Here is a 25,040-nt window from a genome sequence, read left to right as displayed (position 1 = left end):
AAGGAGTTCTCATGCCCCACGTTCAGATCGACTGGTTCCCCGGTCGCACCACCGAGCAGAAACGCGAGCTGGCCGAGGTGCTGACCCGCGAGATCTGCCGCGTCGGAAACTGCGCCCCGGAATCGGTCGGCATCGTGTTCACCGACGTCGACACCGCGAACTGGGCGCGGGCGGGCAAGCTCTTCTCGGACAGCTGATGGCCGCCCTTCGCTCCCACGTCCTGCTCGACGCCCCCGCCGACGCGGTGTGGCAGGTGATCGGCGACGTCGCGTCCGTCGCCGACTGGTTCCCGTCGATGAAGTCCTCCACCGGCGATACCCAGCACCGCACCGTGGTCCTAGGGGACGGCTCGGTCCTGGAAGAAGCCGTCGTCACGCATGACCCGGTCCGACGGCGGCTGCAATACCGGGTGACCGGCGGCGATCTCCCCGTCACCGCGCACCTCGGCACCGTAGACGTGCTGGAGATCGATCCCGGCCGGTCGATCGTCGTATACAGCACCGAAATCGCGCCGGACTCGCTCGCCGACGCCTTCGACGCCGCGATCAGCGAGGCCGTCGCGGGCCTGCCCACCCATCTGTCCTGAGGTCCGTGAAGGACTCCTCGAAGGAATCAGATTCCGTCAAGGAGTCCTTCACGGACGTTCCGCGAGCCGGTAGCCGGAGCCGTGGGGGACCAGGCTGCCGCCGGTGGGCGGGGCGAAATGCGTGCCCAGCACGAGAGCGCCCGAATCGGCTAGCTCGGCCAGGAGGCGACGGCGGGTCTTCTCGGATTCCGCCGGGTCGATGTCCACCGAAGCACCGATCTCCGGATGCGCGAACTGCACTGGATGGTGCACCGCGTCCCCGGTGATCAGTGCGGTTTCGCCGGAGCTGGTCAGCTCGATCGAGACGTGCCCGGGGGTGTGGCCGGGCGTCGGCAGCAACCGCACGCCGGCCACGATTTCCATCCCGTCGGCGGGGACGTCGACCAGGTCCAGCAGTCCCGCACGCTCCACTGGCAGCACGGAATCCTCGAACATCTGCCGCCGCGGCGCGTCCATCTCGTAGGCCGCCCAGAACTCCCGTTCGGCGCGGGAGGTGACGTGCCGGGCGGAGGCGAACGTCGGCACCCACTCGCCGTCCTCCTCTCGGGTGTTCCAGCCGACGTGGTCGGTGTGCAGGTGGGTGAGCAGCACCAGATCGACCTCGTCCGGCGCGAACCCGGCGGCGGTCAGCGCGTCCAGGTACCCGGTGTCGAGGTCGTTCCACGCCGGGTTGGCGCGGGTTTTCCCGTTGCCGACGCCGGTGTCCACGAGGATCTTCATCCCGTCCTTCTCGAACGCGAAACTGTGGCTGTGCAAGCGAATCGCGCCGCCGTCGGCGAAATCCGGATGCAACCAGTCTTCGCCGGAGACGACCTCGGCCGTCGCGCCGGGAAGCAGCCACGGCCCGGTCGCGGCGGGGAATGCGATCTCGTCGACCCGATGGACCGTGACCTCGCCGATGGTCCAAGACATGAGCCCTCCTTAACGCAACAGGTTTGCTTTAAGCGACGGTAGCCGCTACCGTCGCTTAAAGCAAACATTTAGCTTTTAGGAGTCCCTGTGTCCGACCTGACCCCCGACGAGGCCGCGCATCTCGCTGCCCGAGCCGGATTGCCCCTGAAGGCCGCCAGGCATACCACCGTGGCCGCCGTCGCGAACCACATCCACTCCGTGGTGTCCGTCCTGCGCGACCTGGATTTCGGCGACACCGCACCGGCTTCCACCTACCGCGCGGAGGAGGACGTCCGTGTCGCTGGCTGACCTCACCCTCGCCGAAGCCTCCGCCGCGATCCGTGACCGGCGGGTGTCGCCAACAGAGCTGGTCGAGGACGTACTGACCCGCATCGACGAGGTGGAACCCCGGCTGCACGCGTATGTCTCAGTGGACGCAGAGCGGGCCCGTGCCGAAGCCACGGCACTCGGCCAGATCCGCAGCCCGCTGCACGGCATCCCCATGGGCCTGAAGGACCTGATCGACGTCGCCGGAACCGCGACCACCGCCAGTTCCCAGGTCCGCGCCGGACATCGCGCCGAGAAAGACAGCACCGTCGCCGCCCGGCTCAAGGCCGCCGGAGCGGTCCTCCTCGGCAAAACCCACACGCACGAATTCGCTTACGGCCTCACGACTCCGCAGACGCACAACGCCCGCAACCCGTCCCGCGTGGCCGGGGGATCCAGCGGCGGCTCAGCGGTAGCCGTCGCCGCCGGTGCCGCGACGTTCGCGCTGGGCACCGACACCGGCGGCTCGATCCGCGTCCCCGCCGCGCTGAACGGAGTCGTCGGCCTCAAACCGACGTACGGCCTCATCCCGCGAAACGGCGTGACGTCGCTGTCCTGGTCGCTGGACCACGTCGGCCCGATCACTCGCACCGTCGAGGACGCCGCGCTGGTGCTGTCCGTCCTCATCGGACAATCAATCCCGACCCGCGAGGACCTGACCGGACTACGCGTCGGAATCCCCGGCAACTACTACTTCGACCGCATCGACCCGGTGGTGGAAGCCGCGGTCCGCGAGGCCATCGACCACCTCGCCGAACTCGGGGCCGAACTGGTCGACGTCGAAATCCCGATGACCCGCTACCTCCAGGCAACGCACTGGGGCTTGATGGTCCCCGAAGCCACGGCGTATCACGAACGAAGCCTGCGAGCCGTGCCCGACCAGTACGCCGCCGACGTTCGTGTCCTGCTCGAAGCCGGCGAGCTGATGAGCGCGGGGGACTACCTGCGCGCCCAACGCGCCCGCACCCTCATGCGCGAAGAATGGACGCGGCTGTTCGAAAAGATCGACGTCCTCGCCGCACCGACCGTCCCGATGACCGCCGTCCCAGCCGGACAGGAGACGATCACCTGGTCTGACGGCACCGTGGAAGCGGTCTCGGACGCGTACGTGCGATTGTCGGCCCCCGCGAACATCACCGGCGCACCAGCGTTGACCCTCCCGATCGGCGACGACCCGGACGGGATGCCAATCGGCCTGCAGTTGATCGCCCGACCGCACGGCGAACCGGTGCTGCTGCGGACCGGCCACGCCCTGGAACGCACGCGGCTTACAGTGACAAGGTGAGCCAAAAGCGGATGGTGCGTCCGGGCGGGCGCAGTGCGCGAGTCCAGGAATCGGTGCACGCCGCCGTCCGCGACCTGATTGCCGAAACGGGCCGGGACGCGCTGACCGTGCCCCAGGTCGCGGCGCGCGCGGGCGTCACGCCGTCGACGGTCTACCGGCGGTGGGGAGACCTGCAGGAACTCCTGTCGGACGTCGCGGTCGAGCGGCTGCGCCCGGAAGCGCCGCCCGAGGACCACGGTTCGCTGGCGGAGGACTTGGCGGCGTGGACCGAACTGTTCCTGGACGAGATGTCGTCGCCCGCCGGCCGGGCCTACATCCGCGACGCGCTGCTCGGCGACCCGGACGGGAGCAACGCCGGACAGTGCTCGGCTTACGCCGCTGACCAGGTCGAAGTAGTCCTGGCCAGGGCGGTGGCCCGCGGCGAGGCGGCCCCTTCGGCGGAAGCGGTGATGGACCGGGTGGTGGCGCCGATCATGTACCGGATCCTGTTCCGTCCGGACGGTCTCGACGCCGCCTACGCCCGCCGGTTGGCCGCTGAGGTGCTGGCTTAGAACCAGTGCACGCAGTGCGGCGCACGATCGGATCGGAACAGCAGATCCGCCCGTCCGGCCGCCTCTTCGTGATGCGCCCGGACATGCCCAGCCCGGACCAGCACGCTCGGCAGGGTCCCGCCGAGGTAGACCGAACCCAGATCGCTCACATCCAGGGACAGGTCAGGCGCGAGATCCGTCCGCGTGCACTCGGCCTTCCCGTCCCGCACCGTCAGCAGATACCGGCCGTCCTGGTCGAGGAACGGGTCGGTCACGTCGAGGACCAGCGAACCGTCCGTGAACCAGCCACGCGCGGTCAGCGCGCGCGGGACGTCCAGGATCCGCACCCACAGCCAGTCCGTCCCCCTCGGCTCGGCCGCGCGCAGGTCCGCCAGCTGCCAGCGCAGCGGGTTCCCCGGCGGGAGGTGCTTGAACTCGATCTTCTTGACCAGGTCGTGCCCGAGCAGGAACTGCGTGAGCGCGGTGAACCCCGCGTCGTCGACCGCGATGACCTCGTCGACCGTCAGAGTGCTGGCCGTGACCAGGTAGCTCGCGTACCCGTTCGCGACACCGCCGGTGTCCCGGTGCACGGCGAGGTAGCGCGGCTCCGGTCCGGTCGGCGGGTGGCCCGCGCCCAGAGCCCACCAGCGGTGCGGCCGTGACAGCGCACCAGGCTGCGTCCGGCGGTACCGGTCGTAGATCTCCTCCAGAAGCTCTCCGCAGTCGACGCGCCGCAGCAGTTCGATGGAGCCGGTTTCGACGCCGGCCCCGCGCGGAGCGGCGAAATCGGTCCGGTGCCGCTCGACGGTCATCTGCTCCGTGTACGTCGCCGGTCCGTAGCCGAACCGCCGGTAGATCACCGCTTCGCTGCAGAGCAGGACGGACAGAAACTCGCCGCGGGCACGGACGTCGGCGAGCTGTTCCTGCATCATCGCGCGGAGCACGCCTTGCCGCCGGTGCGTCGGCAGCACGCCGACCGCGGTCACGCCAGCAGCGGGGACGAGGACGTCACCAGGCAGGGTGAGGTCGAAGGAGTGCGCGGCGGCGGTGCCGACCGGCTTCCCATCCGGGGCGAAGGCGACCAGACTCCGTTCGCGCTCGTAAGCGCCCAGGACACCGCTGCCCGCCGACTCCGGCCAATACCGGCCGAACGCGGCTTGGACGGTGCTGAAGTACAGGTCGTAGTCGTTGTCGTGCCGAATTTCCATCGCAGAAGTCCCCCGGGAGCTGACGGTGTCTCAACCGTATCCCAGCCGCGCTCCCGGGGGCAGGCAAGCGATTTACGCCTGAAGCGCGCCCGGCCGGACGCGCGCCTGGAACTTCCGCAGCAACGCCGCCGCGACGCTCACCGCGATCACCGCCGGTTCCTTGCCGGTCAGGTCCGGAAGCCCGATCGGTGTCGTGATCCGGGACAGCGCGGTCTCGTCGTGGCCGAGGTCGGTCAGGCGCTTCCGGAACCGCGACCACTTCCCGGCGGACCCGATCAGCCCGATCGACCCGCACGTCCCGCTGCGCAGAGCCGCGTCGCACAGCGCGATGTCCTCGGCGTGGTCGTGCGTCATGATCAGCACGTGCGTGCCCGCGGGCAGCTCCGACAGCACCGTCTCCGGCAGCAGCGGGACCTGGTGGACGTGCACGCTCGCCACCGCGTCGTCGAGCACAGCCAGCCGTTCCGCGGTCAGCTGTGCCGGCCGGCTGTCGATCAGATGCAGCGAAACCTCGTGCCGGGCGAGCACCCGCGCCAGCTCCAGGCCGACGTGCCCGACCCCGAAGACCGCCACCGCCGGACGCACCGGAAGCGGCTCGAACAACAGCGTCATCGTCCCTCCGCAGCATTGCACTCCGTGCTGGTAAGGAGCCTTGTCGGACAACGAAAGCGTCTGCAGCTCGGGCGCGGTGGCGTTGTCCCGCAACAGTTCCCGGGCTCGCTCGATCGCGACCGCCTCGGCGTTGCCGCCCCCGATCGTGCCGTGGGTTTCCGAAGACCCCACCACCATTTTCGCGCCGCCCTCGCGCGGGGTGTGCCCGCGCGAGGACGTCACCGTGACGAGCACGCCCGGCAGCCCCGCGTCCCGCAGGTGCTGCACCGCGCTGAGCCAGTTCACGGCTGGCCCACCAGATCCGGTACCTGCGCCTCGATCACCGGAGCGGCGGTGACGGCGCGGTCGATCGCCCAGAACACCGCCTCCGGCGTCGCCGGGGAAGCCAGGTCGACGCTGTGCCCGGGCTCGCCGAACGCGGCGACCGCCTGCCGCAGCGCTTCCCGCACCGCGAAGGCCAGCATCAACGGCGGTTCGCCGACCGCCTTCGACCCGTAGACCGCGCCTTCTTCCGCGGCGTCGGTCAGCAGCGTGACGTTGAAGACCTCCGGCATCTCCGACAGGCTCGGCAGCTTGTACGTGCTCGCCGCCTGGGTCGCGAGCCGTCCGCGCGAGGGCCGGTCGGATTCGTCCCAGCGCAGGTCTTCCAGCGTCAGCCAGCCCATGCCCTGCACGAAGCCGCCCTCGATCTGGCCGATGTCGATCAGCGGGGACAGGCTGTCGCCGACGTCGTGCACGATGTCGACCCGCCGCGTCCGGTACGCGCCGGTGAAGTCGTCCACCTCGACCTCGGCCAGCGCCGCGCCGTAGGCGAAGTACTTGAACGGGGTGCCGCTCATCGTGGCGGAATCCCAGCTCAGGCCCTCGGTCCGGTAGTACCCGGCGGCCGACAGGTGCACCCGGTCGAAGTAGGCCGCGTGCACGAGTTCGTCCCAGCCGAGTTCCTCGCCGGACGGGGTGCGCGCGGCGCCGCGGACGATCCGGACGTCGCTTTCCGGAACGCCGAGCTTGCCCGCCGCGACGGGGAGAAGCCGGTCTCGGATCTGCTCGCAGGCGTTCTTGACCGCACCGCCGTTGAGGTCCGCGCCCGAACTCGCCGCGGTGGCCGAGGTGTTCGGCACCTTGTCCGTCCGGGTCGGGGCCAGCCGCACCTTCTCCGGCGGCACGCCCAGCGCGGTCGCGGCCACCTGCAGCATCTTCGTGTGCAGGCCCTGGCCCATTTCGGTGCCGCCGTGGTTGATCAGGACCGAGCCGTCCTTGTACACGTGCACCAGCGCGCCGGCCTGGTTGAACGCGGTGAGGTTGAAGGAGATCCCGAACTTCACCGGCGTGATCGCGAGGCCGCGCTTGGAATGCGGATGCTGCGCGTTGTACGCCGCGATCTCGGCCTGCCGACGCTCGGCGTCGCCCGAGTCGAGGAGCTGCTGCCAGATCCGGTGGATGCGCTCCGGGTGCCGTACCGGCATCCCGTACGGCGTGTCCTGGCCTTCGGAGTAGAAGTTGCGCCGCCGCAGCTCGATCGGGTCGATGCCGAGCATGGGTGCGCAGCGGCCGAGGATGTCTTCGATCACCAGCATGCCCTGCGGCCCGCCGAATCCGCGGAACGCGGTCTGCGACGTCTTGTTCGTCTTCGCGATCCGCCCCATCGCGCGGACGTGCGGGATCCAGTACGCGTTGTCGACGTGGCAGAGCGCGCGGGCGAGCACCGGCTCGGACAGGTCGAGGCTCCAGCCGCCGTCCGCGGTCAGCACGACGTCCAGCGCCTGAAGCTTGCCGTCGGAGTCGAAGCCGACGCTCCATTCGGCGTGGAAACCGTGCCGTTTCCCGGTCATCGTCATGTCCTGGGTGCGGGTCAGCCGCAGCCGCACCGGACGTCCGGTGAGCGTCGCGCCGAGCGCGGCGACCGCGGCGTAGCCGTGCGGCTGCCATTCCTTGCCGCCGAAGCCGCCGCCCATCCGCAGGCTCTGCACGGTGACCTCGTGGCTGTGCTTGCCCAGCACGTGCGCCACGATGTCCTGCGTTTCCGACGGGTGCTGCGTGCTGCTCTGCACGAAAATCTGGTCGGACTCGTCCACGTGCGCCAGCGCGCACTGGGTTTCCAAGTAGAAGTGCTCCTGGCCGGCGAAGTCGAACTCGCCGCGGAAAACGTGCGCTGAACCGGCCATCGCCGGGTCGACGTCCCCGCGCGCCACCACTCGCGGCTCGCCCTGGAAACTGCCCGCGGCGATCGCCTCGCCGACCGTCACCAGCGACGGCAGCGCTTCGGTGTCCACCTCGACGGCCGCCGCGCCCAGCCGCGCCGCTTCCAGCGTTTCGCCGAGCACCCAGGCCACCGCGTGGCCGAAGAACATCACCTCGGACGGGAATAGCGGTTCGTCGTGGTGCACGCCGGAATCGTTGACCCCAGGGACATCCGCCGCGGTGAGGATCCGGACCACGCCGGGCACGCCCTCGGCTGCCTCGGTGCGGATCGCGAGCACCTTCGCGTGGGCCTCGTTTACCTGTACGGGGTATGCGTGCAGGACGTCTTTGGTGCGGGCGACGAGGTCGTCGGTGTACAGCGCGGTGCCCCGGACGTGCGCCGCGGCGGCTTCGTGCGGCCGGGCGATCCCGATGGACGGGCTTTCCGGGCGTTCGGACAAGGCGCTCATGCTCGTGCCCCCTCAAGAGAGTCGGCGTGCAGTTTCAGCAGGCTTCGGCCCAACGTCGCGGCGCGGTAGGCCGCGCTCGCGCGGTGGTCGTCCATCGGCGTGCCCTCGCCGCGCAGGATTTCCGCGGCGGCGCGGACGGTTCCCTCGCTCCAGGACTGCCCGACGAGCGCCGCTTCGGTGTCTTTGGCCCGGATCGGCGTCGCGGCGACCCCGCCGAGCCCGATCTGCGCGGTGCGCACGAGACCGTCTTCGATGTCGAGCGCGAACGCGACGGCGACGCTGGAAATGTCGTCGAACCGCCGTTTGGCGACCTTGTGAAACGCCGTGGTTCCGGCCAGCGGCAGGGGAATCCGGACAGACCTGATCAGCTCGTCGGCCCGCCGGACGCTCTGCCGGTAGCCGGTGAAGTACTCGTCGAGCGGCACCTCGCGGTCTCCGTCTACAGAGGACAGCACGACGCTCGCGCCGAGAGCGAGCAGGACCGGGGCGGAGTCGCCGATCGGTGAGCCAGTGCCAAGGTTTCCGCCGAGTGTCGCGGCATTCCGGATCAGCCGCGACGCGAACTGCGGGATCAGCTGGCTCAGCAGCGGCACCCTTCCGTCGAGGCGGCGGTCCATTTCGGTGAGGCTCAGCCCGGCCCCGATTTCGATCGTCTCCGCGCCGATGTCCAGCATCTGCAGCTCGGGCACGCGATCGATGGCGACGACACAGTCCGCCCGGACGCCGCGGATGTTCACCTCGACGCCCCAGTCCGTCGACCCGGCCACGAAGGTCGCGTTAGGACGGTCGTGGCGCAGCTGCAGTGCTTCGGTCCAGCTGGCCGGTCGGAGGTAGTCCCGTCCGTCGCCATGCAGTTGTGTCGCAACGGGTTCCGGCGCACCGCAGGCCCGTCGCTGTGCCAGCGGATCCGACGCCGGGGGAGCGCCGAGCGCGTGCGCGGCGTCGCGGATCGGCCGGTATCCGGTGCAGCGGCAGAGGTTTCCGCTCAGCGCGTGGATGTCGAAGCCGTTCGGCGCGTGGTCGTCGCCGGTCGCGTCGCGGTCGCCGCGGTAGTACTCGGCGGCCATGCTGCAGACGAAGCCGGGAGTGCAGTAACCGCACTGGGATCCGCCGCGCACGGCCATTTCGTGCTGCACCGGGTGCAAGTCCTCGGCGGAGCCGAGACCCTCGGCCGTCCACACCTCCTGCCCGTCCAGCGAGCCGACCGGGGCGAGGCACGCGTTGATCGCGACCAGGTCCGTCGGGGATTCGACGCCGGGGCGCGCGACCAGGATCGCGCACGCGCCGCATTCGCCTTCGGCGCAGCCCTCCTTGCAGCTGGTCAGGCCCTGTCCGCGGAGCCAGTCCAGTGCCGTGGTGTGCACGGGAACGGCGCCGATCGCGGTGCGTTTCCCGTTGACGGTCACCTCGGGGTCGACCATCGGAGTTCCTCTCGTCTTTTCTCGGCTGGGTCCACGGCCGCCGACGCGCCGCAGCGGCGCGGGTCAGGGGACCGTGGGGAGGTTCGCGGCGACGGGACTCGGGCCCGTGCGCGAGCGCGTGCCGAGCGGGGAGACCGCTCAGCGGCGCGTTGGCCAGCCGTGCGCGACGCGCCCCTTGCTCCAAGCGGACTGGCGCGTGCGCTGACGGAGGTCGGCGAGCTGACCGGAGGTCAGAAGCATCGCGCACCTCCTCGAGAGCGAACGGAACGGGCGGTGCGGGCGCACCACCGTCGACGAAGCGTAACGCCGGGCACAGCGCGAGACAAGGGTCGGCGTCGCCCGAAAGGAGACCCAGGACACACTTCCAAATACCCCCAGGGGGTATAAAGTTCGTCCCGTCGCCAGCGAACGAAGGAGAAACCGATGAACGTCAACGGCACCGCACTTTCGACCGGCGAGGTCCAGCTCGGCGTGGTGCGCGCCCCGGCAACGGCGGGGGAGGGCGGCGAGCTTTCGTTCGCCGTCGCCGCCGCCGACGGGCAGCCGGTAACCAAGTACGAAGAGGCGCACGGCAAGCAGTTACACCTGATCGTGGTTCGCAACGACGGCGCGTATTTCCGGCACCGCCATCCGGTGCTGGACCCGGAAACCGGCGTCTGGACGATCCCGTGGACTTGGGAAGCGGCAGGCACTTACCGCGTCTTCACCGACCTGGCTCCGGCGGGTGGCGAGAGCGTCACGCTGTCGCGGACGGTCGAGGTAGCGGGTGACTACCAGCCGCAGGCCGCGGAACCGGTCGCGAAGAGCGTGGTGGACGGCTACGAAGTGACCCTCGAAGGCACGCTCGCGGCCGGTGCCGGAACGCTGCTGACCGCCCGCGTGACCCGCGACGGACGGCCGGTCACCGACTTGGAGCCGTACCTGGGTTCGTTCGGCCACCTGGTCGCGCTGCGCCAGGGCGACCTCGCCTACCTGCACATCCACGCGCTCGACGACGGGGAGCCCGGACCGGAGATCCGCTTCCACGCCGAGGCTCCGACGACCGGCCGGTACCTGCTGTACCTGGACTTCCAGGCCGAGGGCGTCGTGCGCACCGCCGCCTTCGTCCTCGACGCCGCCTGAGCAGCCGCCCGCATGCCGTGCTGCCGTTCCCCTTGAAGAGAAAGCGAAAAACGATGACCACCGCACAAGAAACCCGGCCGAACACGCTCCGCTGGCGGGCGCTCGGACTGATCGCCCTGGCCCAGTTCATGGTGATCATGGACACCTCGATCATCGGCGTCGCGCTGCCGCGCATGCGGGACGCCCTCGGATTCACGCCCAGCACGTTGTCCTGGGTCTTCAACGCCTACGTGATCGCCTTCGGCGGCCTGCTGCTGCTCGGCGGGCGACTCTCGGATTTGTTCGGCGCCAGAAAGCTTTTCGCCGCCGGATGGGCGATCCTCCTGGCCGGTTCGGTGCTCGCCGGAGCCGCCGGGAACGTGCCGGTCGAACTCGCCGGCCGGATCGTGCAGGGCGCGGGAGCCGCGCTCATCGCCCCGTCCGCGCTGACGTTGCTGATGATGCTCTTCGGCAGCAACCCGAAGGAACTCACGAAAGCCCTTGCGCTGTACGGCGCGGCGGCACCGGCTGGCGGTACCGCCGGAGTGTTTCTCGGCGGGGTGATCACGGAGTACCTGTCGTGGCCGTGGGTGTTCTACCTCAACGTGCCCATCGCCGTGCTCGCACTGTTCGCCGCCCGCGCCGTCCTGCCCGGGGGAGCGACCGGAACCCGTGGCACGGTTGACATCATCGGCGCGCTGACTGTCACGCTTGGCCTCGGAACACTGGTGTACGGGATCGTCCGCGCTCCGGAAGCGGGCTGGGCGGCCGCGGAAACCTGGATCGCGCTCGGCGCCGGTCTCGTGCTGCTGGCCGGTTTCGTGGTCCGGCAGGCGAAAGCCCGCACCCCGCTGATGCGGCTGTCGATCTTCCGCGCCCCGCGACTCGGCGCGGCGAACCTGGCGCAGGTTTTCCTTGGCGCGGCGTGGATTCCGATGTGGTTCTTCCTGAACCTCTACCTGCAGCAGGTGCTCGGCTTCCGCGCCTTCCCGGCGGGTGCGGCGCTGCTGCCGATGACCGCGCTGATCATGCTGGGCATGATCGCCTTGGCCCCGCGAGTGATCGGCCGCTTCGGACCGAAGCTGCCGATCGTCGCCGGACTGCTGGTGCTGGCGGCCGGGCTGGGCTGGCTCGCGCTGGTGCGGGCGGACGGCAGCTTCTGGGCGGACGTCCTGCCCGCGTCGCTCGTCGCGGCGCTGGGAATGTCGCTGGCGTTCATCCCGTCGCTCAGCACGGCGATTTCCGCGGCCCGGCCGGAAGAAGGCGGGCTCGCGTCGGGGATCGTGAACACCGGCTACCAGGTGGGCTCGGCGCTGGGGCTGGCCGTGATGACCGCGCTGGCGGCCGCTTCCGGCGCGGGTGCGCTCGGTGACCCGGCGGCGCTGACGAACGGCTACTCGGTCGCCTTCGTCGGCTCGGCCGTGATCGCCCTGGCAGGTGCTGGCCTCGCGGCTCTGACCTTCCGCCGCCAGTAAGTCCGTGAAGGACTCCTTGGGGGAATCAGATTCCCTCAAGGAGTCCTTCACGTCACGCCTTTGTCTCGGCGGGCTTCCAGATGCGGCCGTGGAGGCCGACGAACAACAGGACGAACGCGACAGTCAGCAGGATGTGCCCCAGCCCGGCGATCCCGGCGATCGCCGCGCCGGATTCCTTGCCCAGCACGGTGAGCGTGCCGTGCGCGACCATCCCGCCGACCGTGACGAGCATCCCGGCGTGGTAAATCCAGAAGAACGGCGCGAACGACCTCGTCGCCGACAGCGTGAACACCTTGTCCAGCACCAGCACGATCAGGAACACGAGCGTCCCGAGCGCGAGCAGGTGGGTGTGCACAATGGACAGCTGGGTGTCGCCGGTGAAGTTCTCCGCCTTGGTCAGCTCGCGGTAGTACAGCCCGCCGAGCAGGCCGAGGATCGTGTAGATCGCGGCGGCCCAGTAGATCTTCTTCGTCATCGGTTCTCCTCGGCTCCGGCCCGGGCCGGCTGGTGGATCCGTCCGTCGACGACCTCGTGCACCGAGTCGACCCCTTCGAGGTGGGAGCGGTCGTGGGTGACCAGTACGGTTGCCGTCGCCTGTTGGTGCGTGATCGTAGTGAGCAGATCGACCACCGCCGCGCCGCGGTCCTGGTCCAGCGCGCTCGTCGGCTCGTCGACCAGCAGCACGGCGGGCTCGTTCATCAAGGCGCGCGCGATGTTCACCCGCTGCTGCTGCCCGCCGGAAAGCCGACCTGGCCGGTGCGTCGCACGATCGGCGAGCCCGACGGCGTCGAGCAGCTCCTTCGCGCGTTTCGCCGCCTCGCCGCGCGGTGTTCCGCTCAGGTGCGCCATGACTTCCAGCTGTTCCATCGCGGTGAGAGACGCGAGCAGATTCGGTTGCTGGAACACAATTCCGATCTTGGTGCGGCGGAGCTCCGCGAGCGCGGCCCGGTCCAGTTCGGTGGTGTCGACACCGCCGACGACCACGCGTCCGCGATCGGGCCGGATGAGCGTCGCGGCGACGGCCAGCAGGCTCGATTTGCCGGACCCGGACGGCCCGGCCACCGCCGCGACGCTCCCGGCCGGCACGTGGAGGCCGACCTGGTCGAGGGCGGTGAGGCGGGAATCGCCGTCGGGGTAGGTGAGGGTGATGCCGGACAGGTGCAGGCTCATCAGTGCGCTCCGGAGGTGAGGGCGGTCAGCGGGTCGACGGAGGTGATGCGGCGGACCGCCAGCGCGGCGCCGAGCACGCCGAGGACCACCAGCACCGCGGCCGGGCCGAGCAACGTGCCCGCGCTGAGCACGAACGGCACCGTTCCCGACGCGACCGCTCCGAGCGCGGCGGCGAGTCCGGTCCCGAGCGCCGTTCCGCCGACCAGCAGCACGACCACTTGGCCGAGCGCGTCGCGGAGCAGGTACTTCGTGGTCGCGCCGAGCGCTTTCAGCACCGCGATGTCGCGGCTGCGCTGGATCGTCCACACGGTGAAGAACGCGCCGATCACCAGCGCGGAGATCACGAACAGGAAGCCGCGCATCAGCTGGAGCGAGCCGTTTTCGGCCGAGTAGGAGCCGATCGCGGACAGCGCGTCGTCCTTCGTGACGGTGCGGGTGCCGAGGCGTGCGTCCGCTGCGGCGAGGTCGGTGGATTTGTCGGTGGTCACCGCGAGCACTGTCGCGTTTGGACCGGCGAAGTGCGTCCACACGACCGGGAGATGGCTGTACGACGCGTCTCCGTTGATGGCGGTCACGGTGACTTTCTGGCCTTGCAGGGTGAGCTGGTCGCCTTCGTGAGCCTTCAACGCGTCCGCCGCACCCGTGGACAACACGGCTGTACCGGGGCTCGAGTTCCGGACCCCGAACGCCGCCAACGTCGCGGTTCGCTCGCCGACCGCCGCGCTGGCCGTGCTGATCGCGATCGGTTCCGCATTGGTCACTCCCGGAACACGCGCGTACTGGTCGGCCTGCTCTCGGGTCACTGTGGACTGTCCAAACGAGAGCGACCCGGTGCCGGGTTCGGCGAAGACGAGGTGGTCGGCCTTCAACCCGGTGATCGCGGACGTGCTCTGCGCGGCCAGCCCCGCGGTGAGCCCGGACAGCAGCCCGACCAGCAGCGTCATCAGCACGACGACAGTCCCCATCAACGCGAACCGCCCTTTGGCGAAGCGCAGATCCCGCCACGCGACGAACATGTGCGTACCTTCCTTCTCGGTGTGCCTTCCAGCCTCGTCCGGCCGGCGCGCGGGGACATCGCGCCGCGGATGGCCTCCCGGGAATCGATGGACGCACTCGCCGCTCAACCTTTCGATTGATGCGGATTCCCGGCGGAGCACGGACAATTGACCCAGGAGGCTTTTTGGTGAACCCGCACACCCTCGACCGGCCGTTGCGCGTGCTGCGCGTCTGCCTGCACCTCCTGCTGGCCGGGCTGCTGGTGCTCGCCGTCGCGCGCGCGTTCGCCGGCGGCCTCCCGCACGCGCCCGCGGTGCTCGCGGGCGCGCTGGTGATGGGCGGTGTCTACACCGCGGGCCCGCTGCTGCCGCGCGTCGGCCGGTTGCCGGTCGCGACGGCCGGATGGCTGGCCGTCCTGGGCGTCGCGTGGCTAGTCCTGTTGTGGCTCACTCCGGACGGGGTGTGGCTGGCTTTCCCGCTGTACTTCCTGCAAATGCACCTGCTGCCGACCCGCTGGGGCCCGGCCGTCGTCGCGCTCACCACGGTCCTGGCGATCGCCGGTTTCACGCGCCACCAAGGCGGATTCAGCGTCGGCGTGATCATCGGCCCGGCCCTCGGCGCCGCGGTCGCGATCGCCACCGTGCTCGGCTACCAGGCGCTCTACCGCGAAAGCGAACAACGGCGGCACCTCATCGAGGAGTTGCGCGAGACCCGCAACGACCTCGCCGCGATGGAACACTCGGCTGGCGTCCTGGCCGAACGCGAACGCCTCGCCCGGGAAATCCACGACACGCTCGCGCAAGGCCTCTCGAGCATCCACCTGCTGCTGCGCGCCGCCGAACGGGCGCTGCCAGACCGTCCCGACGCCGCCGTCCCGCATGTGACGCAAGCCCGGCAAGCCGCCCAAGACAACCTCACCGAAGCCCGCCGCCTCGTCTATGCCTTGGCCCCGGTGGAGCTGGAAGGCGCCTCCTTGCCCGCCGCCCTGGAACGGCTCTGCGCGACCACGGCGCAGCGGTCCGGCCTGACCGTCCACTTTCACCTCAGCGGCACCCCGTTCGACGTGCCGACCGCGTACGAGGTCGCCTTGCTGCGCATCGCCCAGTCCGCTCTGGCCAACACCGTCCGGCACGCCGCGGCCGGCCGGTCGGAGCTGACCTTGAGCTACATGGACACGAGCGTCACCCTGGACGCCGTGGACGACGGCATCGGCTTCGACCCGCAAGAAGTACGCGGCGGCAGCGGCTTCGGCCTGCCCGCGATGCGCGCCCGCGCCCGGTCCCTCGGCGGCTCGTGGACAGTGGAATCCTCACCAGGCAACGGCACCGCTTTGGCCGTCAGCTTCCCCGTGGACCCGCGATGATCCGCCTCCTCCTCGCCGACGACCACCCAGTGGTCCGCGCCGGTTTGCGCGCCGTCCTGGAGACCGAGCCAGACTTGGAAGTGGTCGCCGAAGCCTCCTCCGCCGAGGAAGCCGTGCGCTTGGCGGCCGAGGTGGACGTCGTGCTGATGGACCTCCAATTCGGCTCCGGGATGCACGGCTCCGAAGCCACCGCGGAGATCACTGCTTCGTCGGATGCGCCGAAAGTCCTGGTCCTGACGACGTACGACACCGACGGCGACATCCTGGCCGCCATCGAAGCCGGTGCGACCGGGTATCTGCTGAAGGACGCCCCACCGGAGGACCTCGCCGCCGCGGTGCGGAACGCGGCCACTGGACAGACCGTCCTGGCCCCCGCGGTCGCGCATCGCTTGATGAACCGCATGCGCACCCCGGCGGCCGCCTTGTCGCCGCGGGAGATCGAGGTGCTCGGTCTGGTCGCGGATGGATTGTCGAATCTGGAGATCAGCAAACGGCTGTTTTTGAGCCAGGCGACGGTGAAATCGCATCTGGTGCACATTTACACGAAGCTCGGGGTGGATTCCCGGACCGCGGCGGTGGCGGCGGGGAAGGAACAGGGGCTGATCCGCCGCTGACGCGCGCGGGGTGCACGGGGCAGGACGGGCAGCCGTGCGACGAGTCGTCGCTGCCCGGTCAGCGTGCGCCCGGACCGCAGTTGTCGGCTGGTCTTCGTCAGCTTTCCGGTGCCGATCCTGTCGGTCGCCCGATCCAGAAGACCGCATTATGCGGCAAAACCGACGTCCTCGAATCCGAGCGACCCGGCCGCTTCCCACCGCGGCAAACGTCCCGGCAGGAGCCGGCCGCCCCGTCGTGATTTCCCGTCCCTCGCCGCAGCCGGGTGACGGGAGTAGCCCGGCCACCCGAGCCCGGCGACAATACCCAGCGGGAGGAGGCGCCGATGACCCTGTTCGCGATGGCCGTAGTCCTCCTCGCCGGACTGGCCGGACCGCTCCTGGCCACCCCGAAACGCGCTCGCGTCCCGATCGTCGTCGGGGAAATCCTGCTCGGCGTGGCAGTCGGCCGGACGGGGCTCGGCTGGGTGAAGGCCGACGACCCGATCCTCTCGTACGTAGCCTCCGCCGGGTTCGCGATGGTGATGCTGGTCGCGGGCAGTCACGTGCCGTTGCGGGACGCGGCGTTGCGGGTCGCGGCGGGGCGGGGGACGTTGCTGGCCGCGTTGGTCGGCGTGTTGTCCGTGCCGGCCGGGTTCGGGGTGGCGGCGCTCGTCGGCACCGGGCACGGGCTGCTGTATGCCGTGCTCCTCGCGTCCAGTTCCGCAGCGCTCGTGATGCCGGTGCTGGACGAAACGAAGCTCGCCACACCGCCCGCGCTGGCGTTGATCGTGCAGGTCGCGATCGCGGACACGGCGTGCATCGTGGCGCTTCCGCTGGCGGCCGCGCCGCAGAAGGCCGGGCGGGCGGCGCTGGGGGCGCTCGCGGTCATCGCGGCCGGGGCCGTCTGGTTCGTGGTGCTGCGCTGGCTGCATGCCCGCGGCCTCGTCGACAAAGCGCACGATCTCAGCAAGTCCCGGCACTTCGGCCTCGAACTCCGGATCGCGTTGATTGTCCTTTTCGGACTCGCGGGGCTGGCTCAGCTGGTCGGGGTGTCGGTGATGCTGGCGGGGTTCGTCGCGGGGCTCGCGCTGGCCGCGGTGGGGGAGCCGCGCCGGCTCGCGCGGCAGCTGTTCGCGGTGACCGACGGGTTTCTCGGGCCGGTGTTCTTCGTGTGGCTGGGCGCTTCGCTCGATTTGCGCGCGCTCGGCCAGCATCCGGTGATGCTCGTGCTGGCGGCGCTGATCGCGGCCGGTTCGGTCGTGGTCCACGGTGCGACGCGGCTGCTGGGGCAACCGTTGCCGCTGGCGGTGCTCGCGGGCGCGCAGCTGGGAGTGCCGGTCGCGGCGGTCACGATCGGCACCCGCGAACAATTGCTCGCTCCGGGCGAGGGCGGGGCGATTCTCGCCGCGGCGCTCATCAGCGTCGCGGTGACCGCTTGGGCCGCGTCCCGTGCGGTCAAAGATCGAACCGACGAATCGAGGGAGGCGTCATGAAGGAACACTGGAAAGACGAACCGGACGATCACGATTATCCGGCAGCATTCGACTATCTCACCCTGATCACGTCCGAGGAGGTCGCGAAGAAGCTGGTCGATCAGCTGAAGGAAGCGGAACTGACCCACCGCAAGGCGAAGGACATCCTGCGGGCGAGCAGGCTGAAGCTCCTGCCCGAGGGCAACGCGCACGTCGCCAAGGACCTCGACAAGGTCAAGGACGGCAAGGCGCTCTCGCCGATCCTGCTCGTCCGCGGGCACGGCCACCCCGGTTTCGCGACCGCTGAGGACCTGGTCATCGCGGACGGTTACCACCGCGTGTGCGCTTCGTATCACCTCGACGAAAATGCCGACATTCCGTGCAAATTGATTTAAACCCCGTTCTGGATTCCAAAATGATTGCGAAGGCCCGCCGCTCGTAACGCCTGCTCCCGGCTGTCGATCTTTCGATGCGAGATCGACGAGACAGGCGGAGCGAGTGGACGACCACAACATCGAGAGCCACCCGGACCTGATGGATCCGGAGTGGCAGCGGCATGCCGAGAAAGAAGCCTGGACCGGCCTGCGCCGCAACCGGCGACGGGCGCGGCGGCGCAGGCTGGTGACCATCGTGGCCGCGGTGGTGATCGTCGTGGCGGCGGCCGGGTTCTACCTGTGGAAGCAGGGGACGCGCCCGGAGGAGATCGCCGGGAGCGGCCCGGCCGTGCTCACGCCGACCACCACCGCACCCGCGCCGACCGACCTTCCCGACTCCGGGCACGTCGACCTGAAGCGGCCGTTCGACAACACCCCGGCGCAGAACTGGCCCGAGGGCATCGCCGGGCTGACCGTCCCGGCCCCGGCGAAGGTCGGCTCGTTCTCGGAGAAGCAGGTCGGCGACGCGCAGGAACAGGTCAAGCACGCGGTCGAGGTGGCGCAGTTCGACAAGGACGTCCTGGAGGGGCACCACCCGGACGGCTACATCGGCCTGTTCGCGCCGGACGTCCGGCAGGACCTCCAAGCCAATCCTCAGGCCTACCTGATCTACCTTGAGGACGGCAATCGCCTCCTGCCCGTGCAGCCGAGAATGTCCGGGAAGATGACCGTGGCGCCGGGCAAGGCCGGGGAGCTGTACCTGCACGTCTCGTACGTGGTGGCTTACGCCTTCGACCCCGGCAGCCACGTGATCGAGGGCCCGGCCGACCTGGAGCCGTTCGTGCGGACCGACTCCGACTACGTCATGCGCAGCGGCACGGGCTGGGGGCCCGGGAGCCGCGGCCTGTGGCTGGGCGAGGGCGGCGAGTACACCACCGCCGCCTCGTGCGACGCCGCCAAGAAGCGCCTGCTCGCCCCCGCGTTCGCCGATCCGTACTTCACCGGTCCCTCGTTGACGCCGGAGCCGGGGCAGTTCGATCCGAGCAAACCCGCTCCGGTCAAGGGAAACTGCAAAGAGTAGCGACGTCCGGAACCGATCGGGGATTCTCCTGACAGCCGCCGGAGCCCGGACCGGTACCATCACTCCCGATGATCACGAATGTGTCTCGGCGGTCCGGGTCCGGCGCCGTCGCCCCGTGGCGGGTCGACGAGGTCGGGCGCAAAGTGCGGCTGCGCGAGGTCCGCCCCGGCGACCAGCGCACCCTCGCCGGATTCGACCGGGATTCCGTGCGCGTCCGGGATCCCCGGGTCGGCGGCTACCGGCACTGGGCGACGCACCGCGGGCACGCCTCCCCGGACGGGTTCCACTTCGCGATCGAGACGCTGCACAACCGGACGCTGGTCGGCTCCGTCTGGGTCGAAACGGACCCGTACTCCGGCCGGTTCAGCTACGGCGTCGGGATCGGCCCGCAGCACCGCCGCTGCGGTTATGCCGCCGACGCCGTCGCGCTGCTGCTGGCGTTCATGTTCGAGCGGTGCCGGTACCGGGCGTGCGAGGTGAGCGTCAACGGCAGCAACTTCGCGTCGTTGTCGCTGCACGGCGAGCTGGGCTTTCGCGAGGCTGCTCGGCTCCGCGACGCCGAATTGCTGCGCGGGGAGATCAAATACCCGGTCCTGATGAGCATTACCGCGGAGCAGTTCGCCGCGCGGAACCTGGCGCTGGCGGCTCGCGGTTCAGGCCGGTCGTCCTCGCGTGGACGCCATTGGCGGGTCCAACGCCCCGGACGGCACCGCCGCATCGCCTACTCCGCGGGCAGCTAGCTCCCATTTCTCCAAGCCCCAAGCGCACCGATCTGCGACGCTGAGCGGGTGATCAAGCGCATCATCACCTACGCCGAAGGTTCCGACGACGCCGCGACCCGCGACTTCTACGTAAACGTTCTCGGCCTCGACGTCGCCATGGACGATCCCGTTCTCGGCCTCCGCAGCGGCGACGACCCGGCCGCGCAGGTGCTCGTCCTTCCGCCCGGCAGCACCGATCCCTTGCCGCGCTTGGGAATCGACCTCGGCGAACCGGAGGCGGTCGAGCGAGCCCACGCCGAGGCGGTCCGGCGCGGGCTGCGCGTCGTCTATCCGCTCACCGACGAATCCTGGGGCGTGCGGCGGTTTTTCGTCGAGGATCCGGGCGGCACGGTCGTCAACGTGCTCGCCCACTTGACGGGCAGCTCGCGCACGGAGTAGAAGATCGCGTTCTCCTTGAACTCCAACCGATCCAGCGGCACAGCCAGTTCCAGCGTCGGCACCCGTCGCCGCAACGTCGTGTACGCGATCTCCAGCTCCAGCCGCGCGAGTGGTGCGCCGAGGCAGAGGTGCCGTCCGTAGCCGAACGCGACGTGGTGGCGCGCGGACCGGCGGAGGTCGACCCGGTCGGGGTCCGGGAAGGCCAGCGGATCCCGGTTCGCGGTGCTTTTCACCGCGACGATGCCCTCGCCCGCGCGGATCAGTTGCCCGCCGATCTCCAGATCCGCCAACGCCACGCGGCGCGCTTCGGTGTGCGTGATCGATAGATACCGCAACAGTTCTTCCACCGGATCGGCTGACGCGTCGTGGAGCTGCTCGCGGTGCGTCACCAGCACCGCCGTGCCCAACGCGATCATGGCGGCGGTGGTGTCGTGGCCTGCCACCAGCAGAAGCTGACCCAGCACGGCGATCTCGCGCGGGGTCATCGCCTCGCGTTGTTCGACGGCCAGTTTGCTCAGCAGGTCATCGCCCGGTTCCGCGGCTTTCGCGGCGACGAGGTCCTCCAGATACGCGTTCAGCTCCTCGCTGGCGGCCACCGCGCGCGCCGGGTCGGGGTCGTCCATGACGAGCGTGCGGGCCACGCCCTGGAAGAAATCGCGATCCGCGTACGGGACGCCGAGCAGTTCGCAGATCACCAGCGAGGGGAGCGGCATCGCGAACGCCTCGACCAGATCGGCCGGGTTCGGTCCCGCGAGCATCCGGTCGAGAAGATCGTCGACCAATTGCTGGATCCGCGGCCGCAGCGCCGCCATTTTCCGCACGGTGAACTCCGGGGCCAGGACGCGTCGCTGCGCCGTGTGCTCCGGAGGATCCATCTGCATCAACGTTTTCATCTGCGCGTCGCGCGCCTTGCTGACCGCGTTGGTGTGCGGGAAACCGGGCTGCGTGACGTCGACGCCGACACGCGGATCCGCCAGCACCGCACGGACCTCGGCGTACCGGGTGATCAGCCACGGCTCGCTGCCGTCCCACAGCCGCACCCGCGACACCGGCGCCCGGCTCGTCAATCCGGGTGCGGGGGCGAAGGGGCACCCCGCCGCCCGCGCCATGGGGAAGGTTTCGCCGTCGGTCATGTGAGCTCCTCACGTTCAGGTTCGGAGCTGAAGCATGGCTTCGCGGGCAGTCCCGGTAATCAGACAAAACAGACGTGACCTGCATCACAATGGGAAAGGTACGTGAGGGGAACCCTGAGGGAATCAGATTCCCTCAGGGTTCCCCTCACGTACTTCGGCATCGCGCGCCGACGACGCCGCGAACCCCCGTGCGCTACAGAGAAAACGTCAACCGGTGCGGTCAGTCCTCGGCGGACTCGGGCCGCTCGACCACGCTCCACAGAAACGAATGCCTGCGCCCAGTCGGCTCCTCGCGCGCGACGAACTCGTCCAGCAGCGCGTCCAATCGCGACTGCAGTTCAGCCGCTGCCTCGTCGCTGAGCCGGACCACGCCGCGCCGGGTCTGCTGGATCGACGCGGGGGCGCTTTCGATCATTTCGGCGCGGTGCGCGTCCAAAGTGGCGAGTTCGACGCGTGCGGTCAGTGCGGGATCGCCCGCCTGGTCGAGGTCGAGGTGCCAGGTCCGCCGCGTCGTCCGGTAGGGGCGTTCCCAGGCGCCGAGGTCGCTCCGGCGAGCCGGTTCGGCGACGAGGAATCCGGCTTCCGCGAGTGCGTGCACCCGGCGCAGCACGGTGGCCGGCGACTCTTCGAGCCGCTTCGCCAGCTGCTGGTTCGTCCGCGCGGTGTCCAGGCACAGCCGGAGAATCCGCCAGCTCAGCGGGTGGGCGAGCGCGCGGAGGTCGTCGGCGGTCGCCTGGCGCGGGAGCGGGTCGTCCATTGACAGCAGCTTAGCCGATTTGCTTCGATGGTATCGATATCAGAAAGTGAAATCACTGGAGGCCGGGTGCGCCGCATCGAGTCGTACGTCGAGCAGTACCGGGAGCGGCACGAGGCGGAGCTCGCCGAGTGGATCGGCGTTCCCAGCGTGAGCGCGACCGGCGAGGGCATGGCCGACGCGGCCGGCTTCGCGTGCGCGCTGCTGCGGCGCAGCGGACTCGAAGCGCGGCAGGTCGAGACTGGCGGCTGGCCGTTGGTGGTGGGGCGCGCGGAAGGCCCGGCGGGCGCTCCGCACGTGGTGATCTACGGCCATTACGACGTGCAGCCGGCCGGACCGCTTGCGGCCTGGGACAGCCCGCCGTTCGAGGCCGCCATCCGCGACGGCCGGATGTACGGGCGCGGCACGGGCGACAACAAGGGGCAGCATCTCGCGCAACTGCTCGCGTTGCGGGCGCTCTCCGAAACCGGCGAACTGCCGTGCGGCGTGACCGTATTGCTCGACGGCGAGGAAGAGATCGGCAGCCCGAATCTGGAGTCGGCGCTGGCGGGTCTGCGCGACGAATGGAACGCGGACCTCGTGTTGTGGAGCGACGGTCCGGTGCACGACAGCGGCGAGCCGACGGTCAGCCTCGGCGTGCGCGGTGCGGTCCGGTTCGAGATCCGAGTGCATGGCGCGCCCGCGGCGCTGCACTCGGGAAACTGGGGCGGTGTCGGACCGAATCCGGCGTGGGAACTGGTGTGGCTGCTGTCGACGATGCGCTCGCCGGAGGGCGAGATCCTGGTCAAGGGAATCGCCGACGGCATGGTCCCGCTGAGCCCGTCGGAACGGGACGCGCTGGACGCGCTCCCGGTCGACGTGCCCGCCGCGCTCGCGGAAGTCGGGCTGGACCGGATGGACGTGCCGGAAGGCGTGGGTTTCAACGACCGTCTCGCGCTGCCGACGTTCAGCATCAACTCACTGTCTTGTTTGGACGAAGGCGACCACCGCACGGTCATCCCGGCCACCGCGGTCGCTCGCTGCGACATCCGGACGGTCGGCGGCCAGCGTGCCTCGACGGTCATCACGGCGTTGCGCGCGCACCTCGCCGAACACCTGCCGCACGCCGAATTGCACGTCCCGGGCGGGCTGATGGAAGCGTCGCGGACGCTGCCGGAATCGCCTTACACCCAGGTGATCACCGACGCGGTCAGCGCGGCCGCCGGACGTCCGGCGCTGCTGGTGCCCGCGATGGGCGGCAGCCTGCCGATCGCCGCGCTGTCCGACGGGCTCGGGCTGCCGTGCTACGGAATCCCGCTGGCGAACGTCGACGAGCACAACCACGGTCCCAACGAGAATTTCGAACTCGCTCGTTTCCACGCCGGGATCACCGCCGCCGCGAACGTATTGCTCGAATTGGGCAACCTGCGCTGACTTCCCGCACATGGTTGTTCCGGGCCGCCGTGCTCGGAGCCGCGATTCACCGATGACGCCGAACCGCTGACGCACCGCCTCGGAGGCGACCATGTCGATTCCCGCCCCGGATTCCCCGGCCACCAGGGAAAATCCACCCGAAGAAGTCCCCTCGCCGCGCTCGTCCCGGATCGTGCTGGCGGCCACGATCGGCAACACCCTGGAATGGTTCAGCCTCGGGGCCTACACATTGTTCGCCGACGTCCTGGCGAAACAGTTCTTCCCCGCGACCGATCCGGCGGTCTCGCTGATGCTGGCTTTCGCCAGCGTCGCGGTCGCGTATGTGATCCGCCCGTTCGGCGGGATGATCCTCGGGTCCTACGCCGACCGGGCGGGCCGCAAAGCCGCGCTGGTCGTGTCGATCCGGATCATGGCGGTGGCCTCGCTGCTGATCGCGATCATGCCGAACTACGCGACGATCGGCATCGCGGCCCCGCTCGGGCTGGTGTTCGCCAACCTGCTGCAGGGCTTCTCGGCGGGCGGCGAATTCGGCAGCGCGACGGCGTATCTGGTGGAGAGCAACCGGAAACGCCGCGGGTTCATGGGCAGCTGGGGCGCGGCGAGCCAGGGGCTGAGCACGCTGCTGGGCATCGTGTTCGCCGCGGTGCTGAGCGCGGTGCTCACCGACCAGCAGCTCGGGTCGTGGGGCTGGCGGATCCCGTTCGCCTTCGGCCTGCTGATCGCCCCGGTCGGCTCTTACCTCCGGCGGCACATGGCGGAATCGCCCGCGTTCGAGGAGGCGGCCGCCGAGGCCCCGCTGCGGGAGGTCCTGCGCTCGCAGAAGACCCGGATCCTGGTCGCGATGGGCGCGATGGCGGTGTCCACCGCGATCAGCTACCTGATCATCTACATGCCGACCTTCGCCATCCGGAACCTCGGCCTGCCCAAATCGCTGGCCTTCACCACGACGATCGTCACCCAGATCGTGCTGACCGTCCTCGCGCCGGTCGCCGGGCGGCTCTCCGACCGGACCGGCCGGATCCCGCTGATGGCCGCGGCCTGCTCGGTGCTGCTGCTGTCGATCTTCCCGCTGTTCCTCGCGTTGAACAGTCAGCCGACGTTCGCGGTGATGACCGCGGTGATGGCCGCGATCGGGCTGGTGAAGGTCTGGTATGTCGGCCCGCTGGGCACGATGATGGCCGACGTCTTCCCGGCCAGAACCCGCGCGACCGGGCTGTCGGTCAGTTACAACATCACGGCTTCGCTTTTCGGCGGTTTCACGCCGTTGGTGGTGATTTGGCTGATTCACCTCACCGGGAGCAATGTGGCGCCGAGCTATTACGTAATGGCGCTGGCGGTGCTGAGCCTCAGCGCGCTGGTTTTCGCCCGGCGGCGGCTGCGGGTGCGCTGACTGTCCTTTGTGGACCTCAAGGGCGAGTCGAATGGGCGCGCAACCTCTCGGCGG

26 protein-coding genes are annotated in these 25,040 nt (G+C 69.7%); 16 read left to right on the top strand and 10 right to left on the bottom strand.

All coding sequences use genetic code 11. The features are described from left to right. Positions 1-11: 11 nt before the first annotated feature. Together ABZX37_RS22970 and ABZX37_RS22965 are read left to right on the top strand one after the other, a co-directional pair. Positions 12-197: a tautomerase family protein gene (locus tag ABZX37_RS22970; protein WP_354742583.1), complete on the top strand. Its 186-nt coding sequence runs from the start codon at positions 12-14 to the stop codon at positions 195-197. After that, positions 197-586, top strand: a complete 390-nt coding sequence (locus ABZX37_RS22965) for an SRPBCC family protein (RefSeq protein WP_354742581.1) — start codon at positions 197-199, stop codon at positions 584-586. Before ABZX37_RS22970 ends, ABZX37_RS22965 begins: the two co-directional genes overlap by 1 nt. A gap of 48 nt (positions 587-634) precedes the next feature. Here the strand turns inward: ABZX37_RS22965 and ABZX37_RS22960 are convergent, their stop codons facing one another. Next, positions 635-1,498, bottom strand: a complete 864-nt coding sequence (locus ABZX37_RS22960) for an MBL fold metallo-hydrolase (RefSeq protein ID WP_354742579.1) — start codon at positions 1,496-1,498, stop codon at positions 635-637. Positions 1,499-1,585: 87 nt separating this feature from the next. Here ABZX37_RS22960 and ABZX37_RS22955 point away from each other — a divergent pair, with 87 nt between their 5' ends. The 3 genes from ABZX37_RS22955 to ABZX37_RS22945 are packed head-to-tail and all read left to right on the top strand — an operon-like array spanning position 1,586 to position 3,640. After that, positions 1,586-1,786 (top strand): hypothetical protein, encoded by a 201-nt coding sequence (locus ABZX37_RS22955; RefSeq protein ID WP_354742577.1) that lies wholly within the window; start codon positions 1,586-1,588, stop codon positions 1,784-1,786. Further along, complete coding sequence (locus ABZX37_RS22950) at positions 1,773-3,089, top strand: amidase (RefSeq protein ID WP_354742575.1); 1,317 nt, start codon at positions 1,773-1,775, stop codon at positions 3,087-3,089. Before ABZX37_RS22955 ends, ABZX37_RS22950 begins: the two co-directional genes overlap by 14 nt. After that, the gene (locus tag ABZX37_RS22945; protein WP_354742573.1) at positions 3,086-3,640 is read left to right on the top strand and encodes a TetR/AcrR family transcriptional regulator; all 555 of its coding nucleotides are present in this window, start codon (positions 3,086-3,088) and stop codon (positions 3,638-3,640) included. The genes ABZX37_RS22950 and ABZX37_RS22945 overlap by 4 nt, the downstream gene beginning before the upstream one ends. Here ABZX37_RS22945 and ABZX37_RS22940 read toward each other — a convergent pair. The 4 genes from ABZX37_RS22940 to ABZX37_RS22925 all read right to left on the bottom strand — a co-directional run bounded on the left by ABZX37_RS22940 (position 3,637) and on the right by ABZX37_RS22925 (position 9,511). Continuing rightward, positions 3,637-4,827, bottom strand: a complete 1,191-nt coding sequence (locus tag ABZX37_RS22940; protein ID WP_354742571.1) for a GNAT family N-acetyltransferase — start codon at positions 4,825-4,827, stop codon at positions 3,637-3,639. The genes ABZX37_RS22945 and ABZX37_RS22940 overlap by 4 nt on opposite strands. A gap of 72 nt (positions 4,828-4,899) precedes the next feature. After that, positions 4,900-5,724 (bottom strand): xanthine dehydrogenase accessory protein XdhC, encoded by an 825-nt coding sequence (gene xdhC / locus ABZX37_RS22935; protein ID WP_354742569.1) that lies wholly within the window; start codon positions 5,722-5,724, stop codon positions 4,900-4,902. After that, positions 5,721-8,090, bottom strand: a complete 2,370-nt coding sequence (xdhB, locus tag ABZX37_RS22930; RefSeq protein WP_354742567.1) for a xanthine dehydrogenase molybdopterin binding subunit — start codon at positions 8,088-8,090, stop codon at positions 5,721-5,723. Before xdhB ends, xdhC begins: the two co-directional genes overlap by 4 nt. Then, positions 8,087-9,511 carry an FAD binding domain-containing protein gene (locus ABZX37_RS22925; protein WP_354742565.1) on the bottom strand — a complete coding sequence of 475 codons (1,425 nt, stop codon included), beginning with the start codon at positions 9,509-9,511 and terminating at the stop codon, positions 8,087-8,089. The genes xdhB and ABZX37_RS22925 overlap by 4 nt, the downstream gene beginning before the upstream one ends. A 423-nt stretch (positions 9,512-9,934) precedes the next feature. Between ABZX37_RS22925 and ABZX37_RS22920 the strand changes: the two genes are divergently transcribed. Together ABZX37_RS22920 and ABZX37_RS22915 are read left to right on the top strand one after the other, a co-directional pair. Further along, positions 9,935-10,633 (top strand): hypothetical protein, encoded by a 699-nt coding sequence (locus ABZX37_RS22920; protein ID WP_354742563.1) that lies wholly within the window; start codon positions 9,935-9,937, stop codon positions 10,631-10,633. Between the two features lie 53 nt (positions 10,634-10,686). Further along, complete coding sequence (locus tag ABZX37_RS22915) at positions 10,687-12,087, top strand: MFS transporter (RefSeq protein ID WP_354742561.1); 1,401 nt, start codon at positions 10,687-10,689, stop codon at positions 12,085-12,087. Between the two features lie 52 nt (positions 12,088-12,139). Here ABZX37_RS22915 and ABZX37_RS22910 read toward each other — a convergent pair whose 3' ends face one another. Genes ABZX37_RS22910 through ABZX37_RS22900 form a run of 3 tightly spaced genes read right to left on the bottom strand, consistent with a single transcriptional unit; the run spans position 12,140 to position 14,273 of the window. After that, positions 12,140-12,562, bottom strand: coding sequence for a DUF2871 domain-containing protein (locus tag ABZX37_RS22910; RefSeq protein WP_354742559.1), 423 nt, complete (start codon positions 12,560-12,562; stop codon positions 12,140-12,142). Next, the gene (locus ABZX37_RS22905) at positions 12,559-13,257 is read right to left on the bottom strand and encodes an ABC transporter ATP-binding protein (RefSeq protein ID WP_354742557.1); all 699 of its coding nucleotides are present in this window, start codon (positions 13,255-13,257) and stop codon (positions 12,559-12,561) included. The genes ABZX37_RS22910 and ABZX37_RS22905 overlap by 4 nt, the downstream gene beginning before the upstream one ends. After that, a complete protein-coding gene (locus ABZX37_RS22900; RefSeq protein ID WP_354742555.1) occupies positions 13,257-14,273 on the bottom strand; it encodes an ABC transporter permease in 1,017 nt (338 codons plus the stop codon). The genes ABZX37_RS22905 and ABZX37_RS22900 overlap by 1 nt, the downstream gene beginning before the upstream one ends. Before the next feature lie 167 nt (positions 14,274-14,440). Between ABZX37_RS22900 and ABZX37_RS22895 the strand changes: the two genes are divergently transcribed. The 7 genes from ABZX37_RS22895 (at position 14,441) to ABZX37_RS22865 (ending at position 20,296) form a co-directional block, all read left to right on the top strand. Further along, positions 14,441-15,616, top strand: coding sequence for a sensor histidine kinase (locus ABZX37_RS22895; protein ID WP_354742553.1), 1,176 nt, complete (start codon positions 14,441-14,443; stop codon positions 15,614-15,616). Continuing rightward, positions 15,613-16,230, top strand: a complete 618-nt coding sequence (locus ABZX37_RS22890) for a response regulator transcription factor (RefSeq protein ID WP_354742551.1) — start codon at positions 15,613-15,615, stop codon at positions 16,228-16,230. The genes ABZX37_RS22895 and ABZX37_RS22890 overlap by 4 nt, the downstream gene beginning before the upstream one ends. Positions 16,231-16,553: 323 nt before the next feature. Next, a complete protein-coding gene (locus ABZX37_RS22885) occupies positions 16,554-17,702 on the top strand; it encodes a cation:proton antiporter (protein ID WP_354742549.1) in 1,149 nt (382 codons plus the stop codon). Then, complete coding sequence (locus tag ABZX37_RS22880) at positions 17,699-18,076, top strand: hypothetical protein (protein WP_354742547.1); 378 nt, start codon at positions 17,699-17,701, stop codon at positions 18,074-18,076. The genes ABZX37_RS22885 and ABZX37_RS22880 overlap by 4 nt, the downstream gene beginning before the upstream one ends. Before the next feature lie 103 nt (positions 18,077-18,179). Then, positions 18,180-19,136, top strand: a complete 957-nt coding sequence (locus ABZX37_RS22875) for a hypothetical protein (protein ID WP_354742545.1) — start codon at positions 18,180-18,182, stop codon at positions 19,134-19,136. A gap of 143 nt (positions 19,137-19,279) precedes the next feature. After that, positions 19,280-19,876, top strand: a complete 597-nt coding sequence (locus tag ABZX37_RS22870; RefSeq protein ID WP_354742747.1) for a GNAT family N-acetyltransferase — start codon at positions 19,280-19,282, stop codon at positions 19,874-19,876. Positions 19,877-19,924: 48 nt separating this feature from the next. Continuing rightward, the gene (locus ABZX37_RS22865) at positions 19,925-20,296 is read left to right on the top strand and encodes a VOC family protein (protein ID WP_354742543.1); all 372 of its coding nucleotides are present in this window, start codon (positions 19,925-19,927) and stop codon (positions 20,294-20,296) included. Here ABZX37_RS22865 and ABZX37_RS22860 read toward each other — a convergent pair. Both ABZX37_RS22860 and ABZX37_RS22855 read right to left on the bottom strand, forming a co-directional pair. Further along, the gene (locus tag ABZX37_RS22860; RefSeq protein WP_354742541.1) at positions 20,185-21,429 is read right to left on the bottom strand and encodes a cytochrome P450; all 1,245 of its coding nucleotides are present in this window, start codon (positions 21,427-21,429) and stop codon (positions 20,185-20,187) included. The two genes, ABZX37_RS22865 and ABZX37_RS22860, sit on opposite strands and share 112 nt — an antisense overlap. A 220-nt stretch (positions 21,430-21,649) precedes the next feature. After that, on the bottom strand, positions 21,650-22,186 hold the full coding sequence (locus ABZX37_RS22855; RefSeq protein WP_354742539.1) for a winged helix-turn-helix domain-containing protein: 537 nt from the start codon (positions 22,184-22,186) through the stop codon (positions 21,650-21,652). Positions 22,187-22,252: 66 nt separating this feature from the next. Here ABZX37_RS22855 and ABZX37_RS22850 point away from each other — a divergent pair, with 66 nt between their 5' ends. Both ABZX37_RS22850 and ABZX37_RS22845 read left to right on the top strand, forming a co-directional pair. After that, on the top strand, positions 22,253-23,596 hold the full coding sequence (locus ABZX37_RS22850; RefSeq protein WP_354742537.1) for a M20/M25/M40 family metallo-hydrolase: 1,344 nt from the start codon (positions 22,253-22,255) through the stop codon (positions 23,594-23,596). 91 nt (positions 23,597-23,687) lie between these two features. Further along, positions 23,688-24,986 carry an MFS transporter gene (locus tag ABZX37_RS22845; RefSeq protein ID WP_354742535.1) on the top strand — a complete coding sequence of 433 codons (1,299 nt, stop codon included), beginning with the start codon at positions 23,688-23,690 and terminating at the stop codon, positions 24,984-24,986. The last annotated feature ends 54 nt before the right edge of the window (positions 24,987-25,040 follow it).

Origin of the sequence: Amycolatopsis sp. NPDC004079, from assembly GCF_040610415.1 — a bacterium.
GTDB classification, from domain to species: Bacteria; Actinomycetota; Actinomycetes; order Mycobacteriales; family Pseudonocardiaceae; genus Amycolatopsis; species Amycolatopsis halotolerans.
The sequence above is the reverse complement of the archived record's forward strand: the minus strand, read 5'-3'. Positions and strand labels throughout refer to the sequence as shown.

Excerpts from the sequence above, each read along its gene's own strand:
- ABZX37_RS22910 (WP_354742559.1), bottom strand. The coding sequence starts at position 12,562 with ATGACGAAGAAGATCTACTGGGCCGCCGCGATCTACACGATCCTCGGC.
- ABZX37_RS22855 (WP_354742539.1), bottom strand. The coding sequence starts at position 22,186 with ATGGACGACCCGCTCCCGCGCCAGGCGACCGCCGACGACCTCCGCGCG.
- ABZX37_RS22970 (WP_354742583.1), top strand. The coding sequence starts at position 12 with ATGCCCCACGTTCAGATCGACTGGTTCCCCGGTCGCACCACCGAGCAG.
- ABZX37_RS22890 (WP_354742551.1), top strand. The coding sequence starts at position 15,613 with ATGATCCGCCTCCTCCTCGCCGACGACCACCCAGTGGTCCGCGCCGGT.
- ABZX37_RS22900 (WP_354742555.1), bottom strand. The coding sequence starts at position 14,273 with ATGTTCGTCGCGTGGCGGGATCTGCGCTTCGCCAAAGGGCGGTTCGCG.
- xdhB (WP_354742567.1), bottom strand. The coding sequence starts at position 8,090 with ATGAGCGCCTTGTCCGAACGCCCGGAAAGCCCGTCCATCGGGATCGCC.
- ABZX37_RS22925 (WP_354742565.1), bottom strand. The coding sequence starts at position 9,511 with ATGGTCGACCCCGAGGTGACCGTCAACGGGAAACGCACCGCGATCGGC.
- ABZX37_RS22960 (WP_354742579.1), bottom strand. The coding sequence starts at position 1,498 with ATGTCTTGGACCATCGGCGAGGTCACGGTCCATCGGGTCGACGAGATC.
- ABZX37_RS22845 (WP_354742535.1), top strand. The coding sequence starts at position 23,688 with ATGTCGATTCCCGCCCCGGATTCCCCGGCCACCAGGGAAAATCCACCC.
- ABZX37_RS22965 (WP_354742581.1), top strand. The coding sequence starts at position 197 with ATGGCCGCCCTTCGCTCCCACGTCCTGCTCGACGCCCCCGCCGACGCG.
- ABZX37_RS22920 (WP_354742563.1), top strand. The coding sequence starts at position 9,935 with ATGAACGTCAACGGCACCGCACTTTCGACCGGCGAGGTCCAGCTCGGC.
- ABZX37_RS22905 (WP_354742557.1), bottom strand. The coding sequence starts at position 13,257 with ATGAGCCTGCACCTGTCCGGCATCACCCTCACCTACCCCGACGGCGAT.
- ABZX37_RS22915 (WP_354742561.1), top strand. The coding sequence starts at position 10,687 with ATGACCACCGCACAAGAAACCCGGCCGAACACGCTCCGCTGGCGGGCG.
- ABZX37_RS22880 (WP_354742547.1), top strand. The coding sequence starts at position 17,699 with ATGAAGGAACACTGGAAAGACGAACCGGACGATCACGATTATCCGGCA.
- ABZX37_RS22860 (WP_354742541.1), bottom strand. The coding sequence starts at position 21,429 with ATGACCGACGGCGAAACCTTCCCCATGGCGCGGGCGGCGGGGTGCCCC.
- ABZX37_RS22885 (WP_354742549.1), top strand. The coding sequence starts at position 16,554 with ATGACCCTGTTCGCGATGGCCGTAGTCCTCCTCGCCGGACTGGCCGGA.
- ABZX37_RS22940 (WP_354742571.1), bottom strand. The coding sequence starts at position 4,827 with ATGGAAATTCGGCACGACAACGACTACGACCTGTACTTCAGCACCGTC.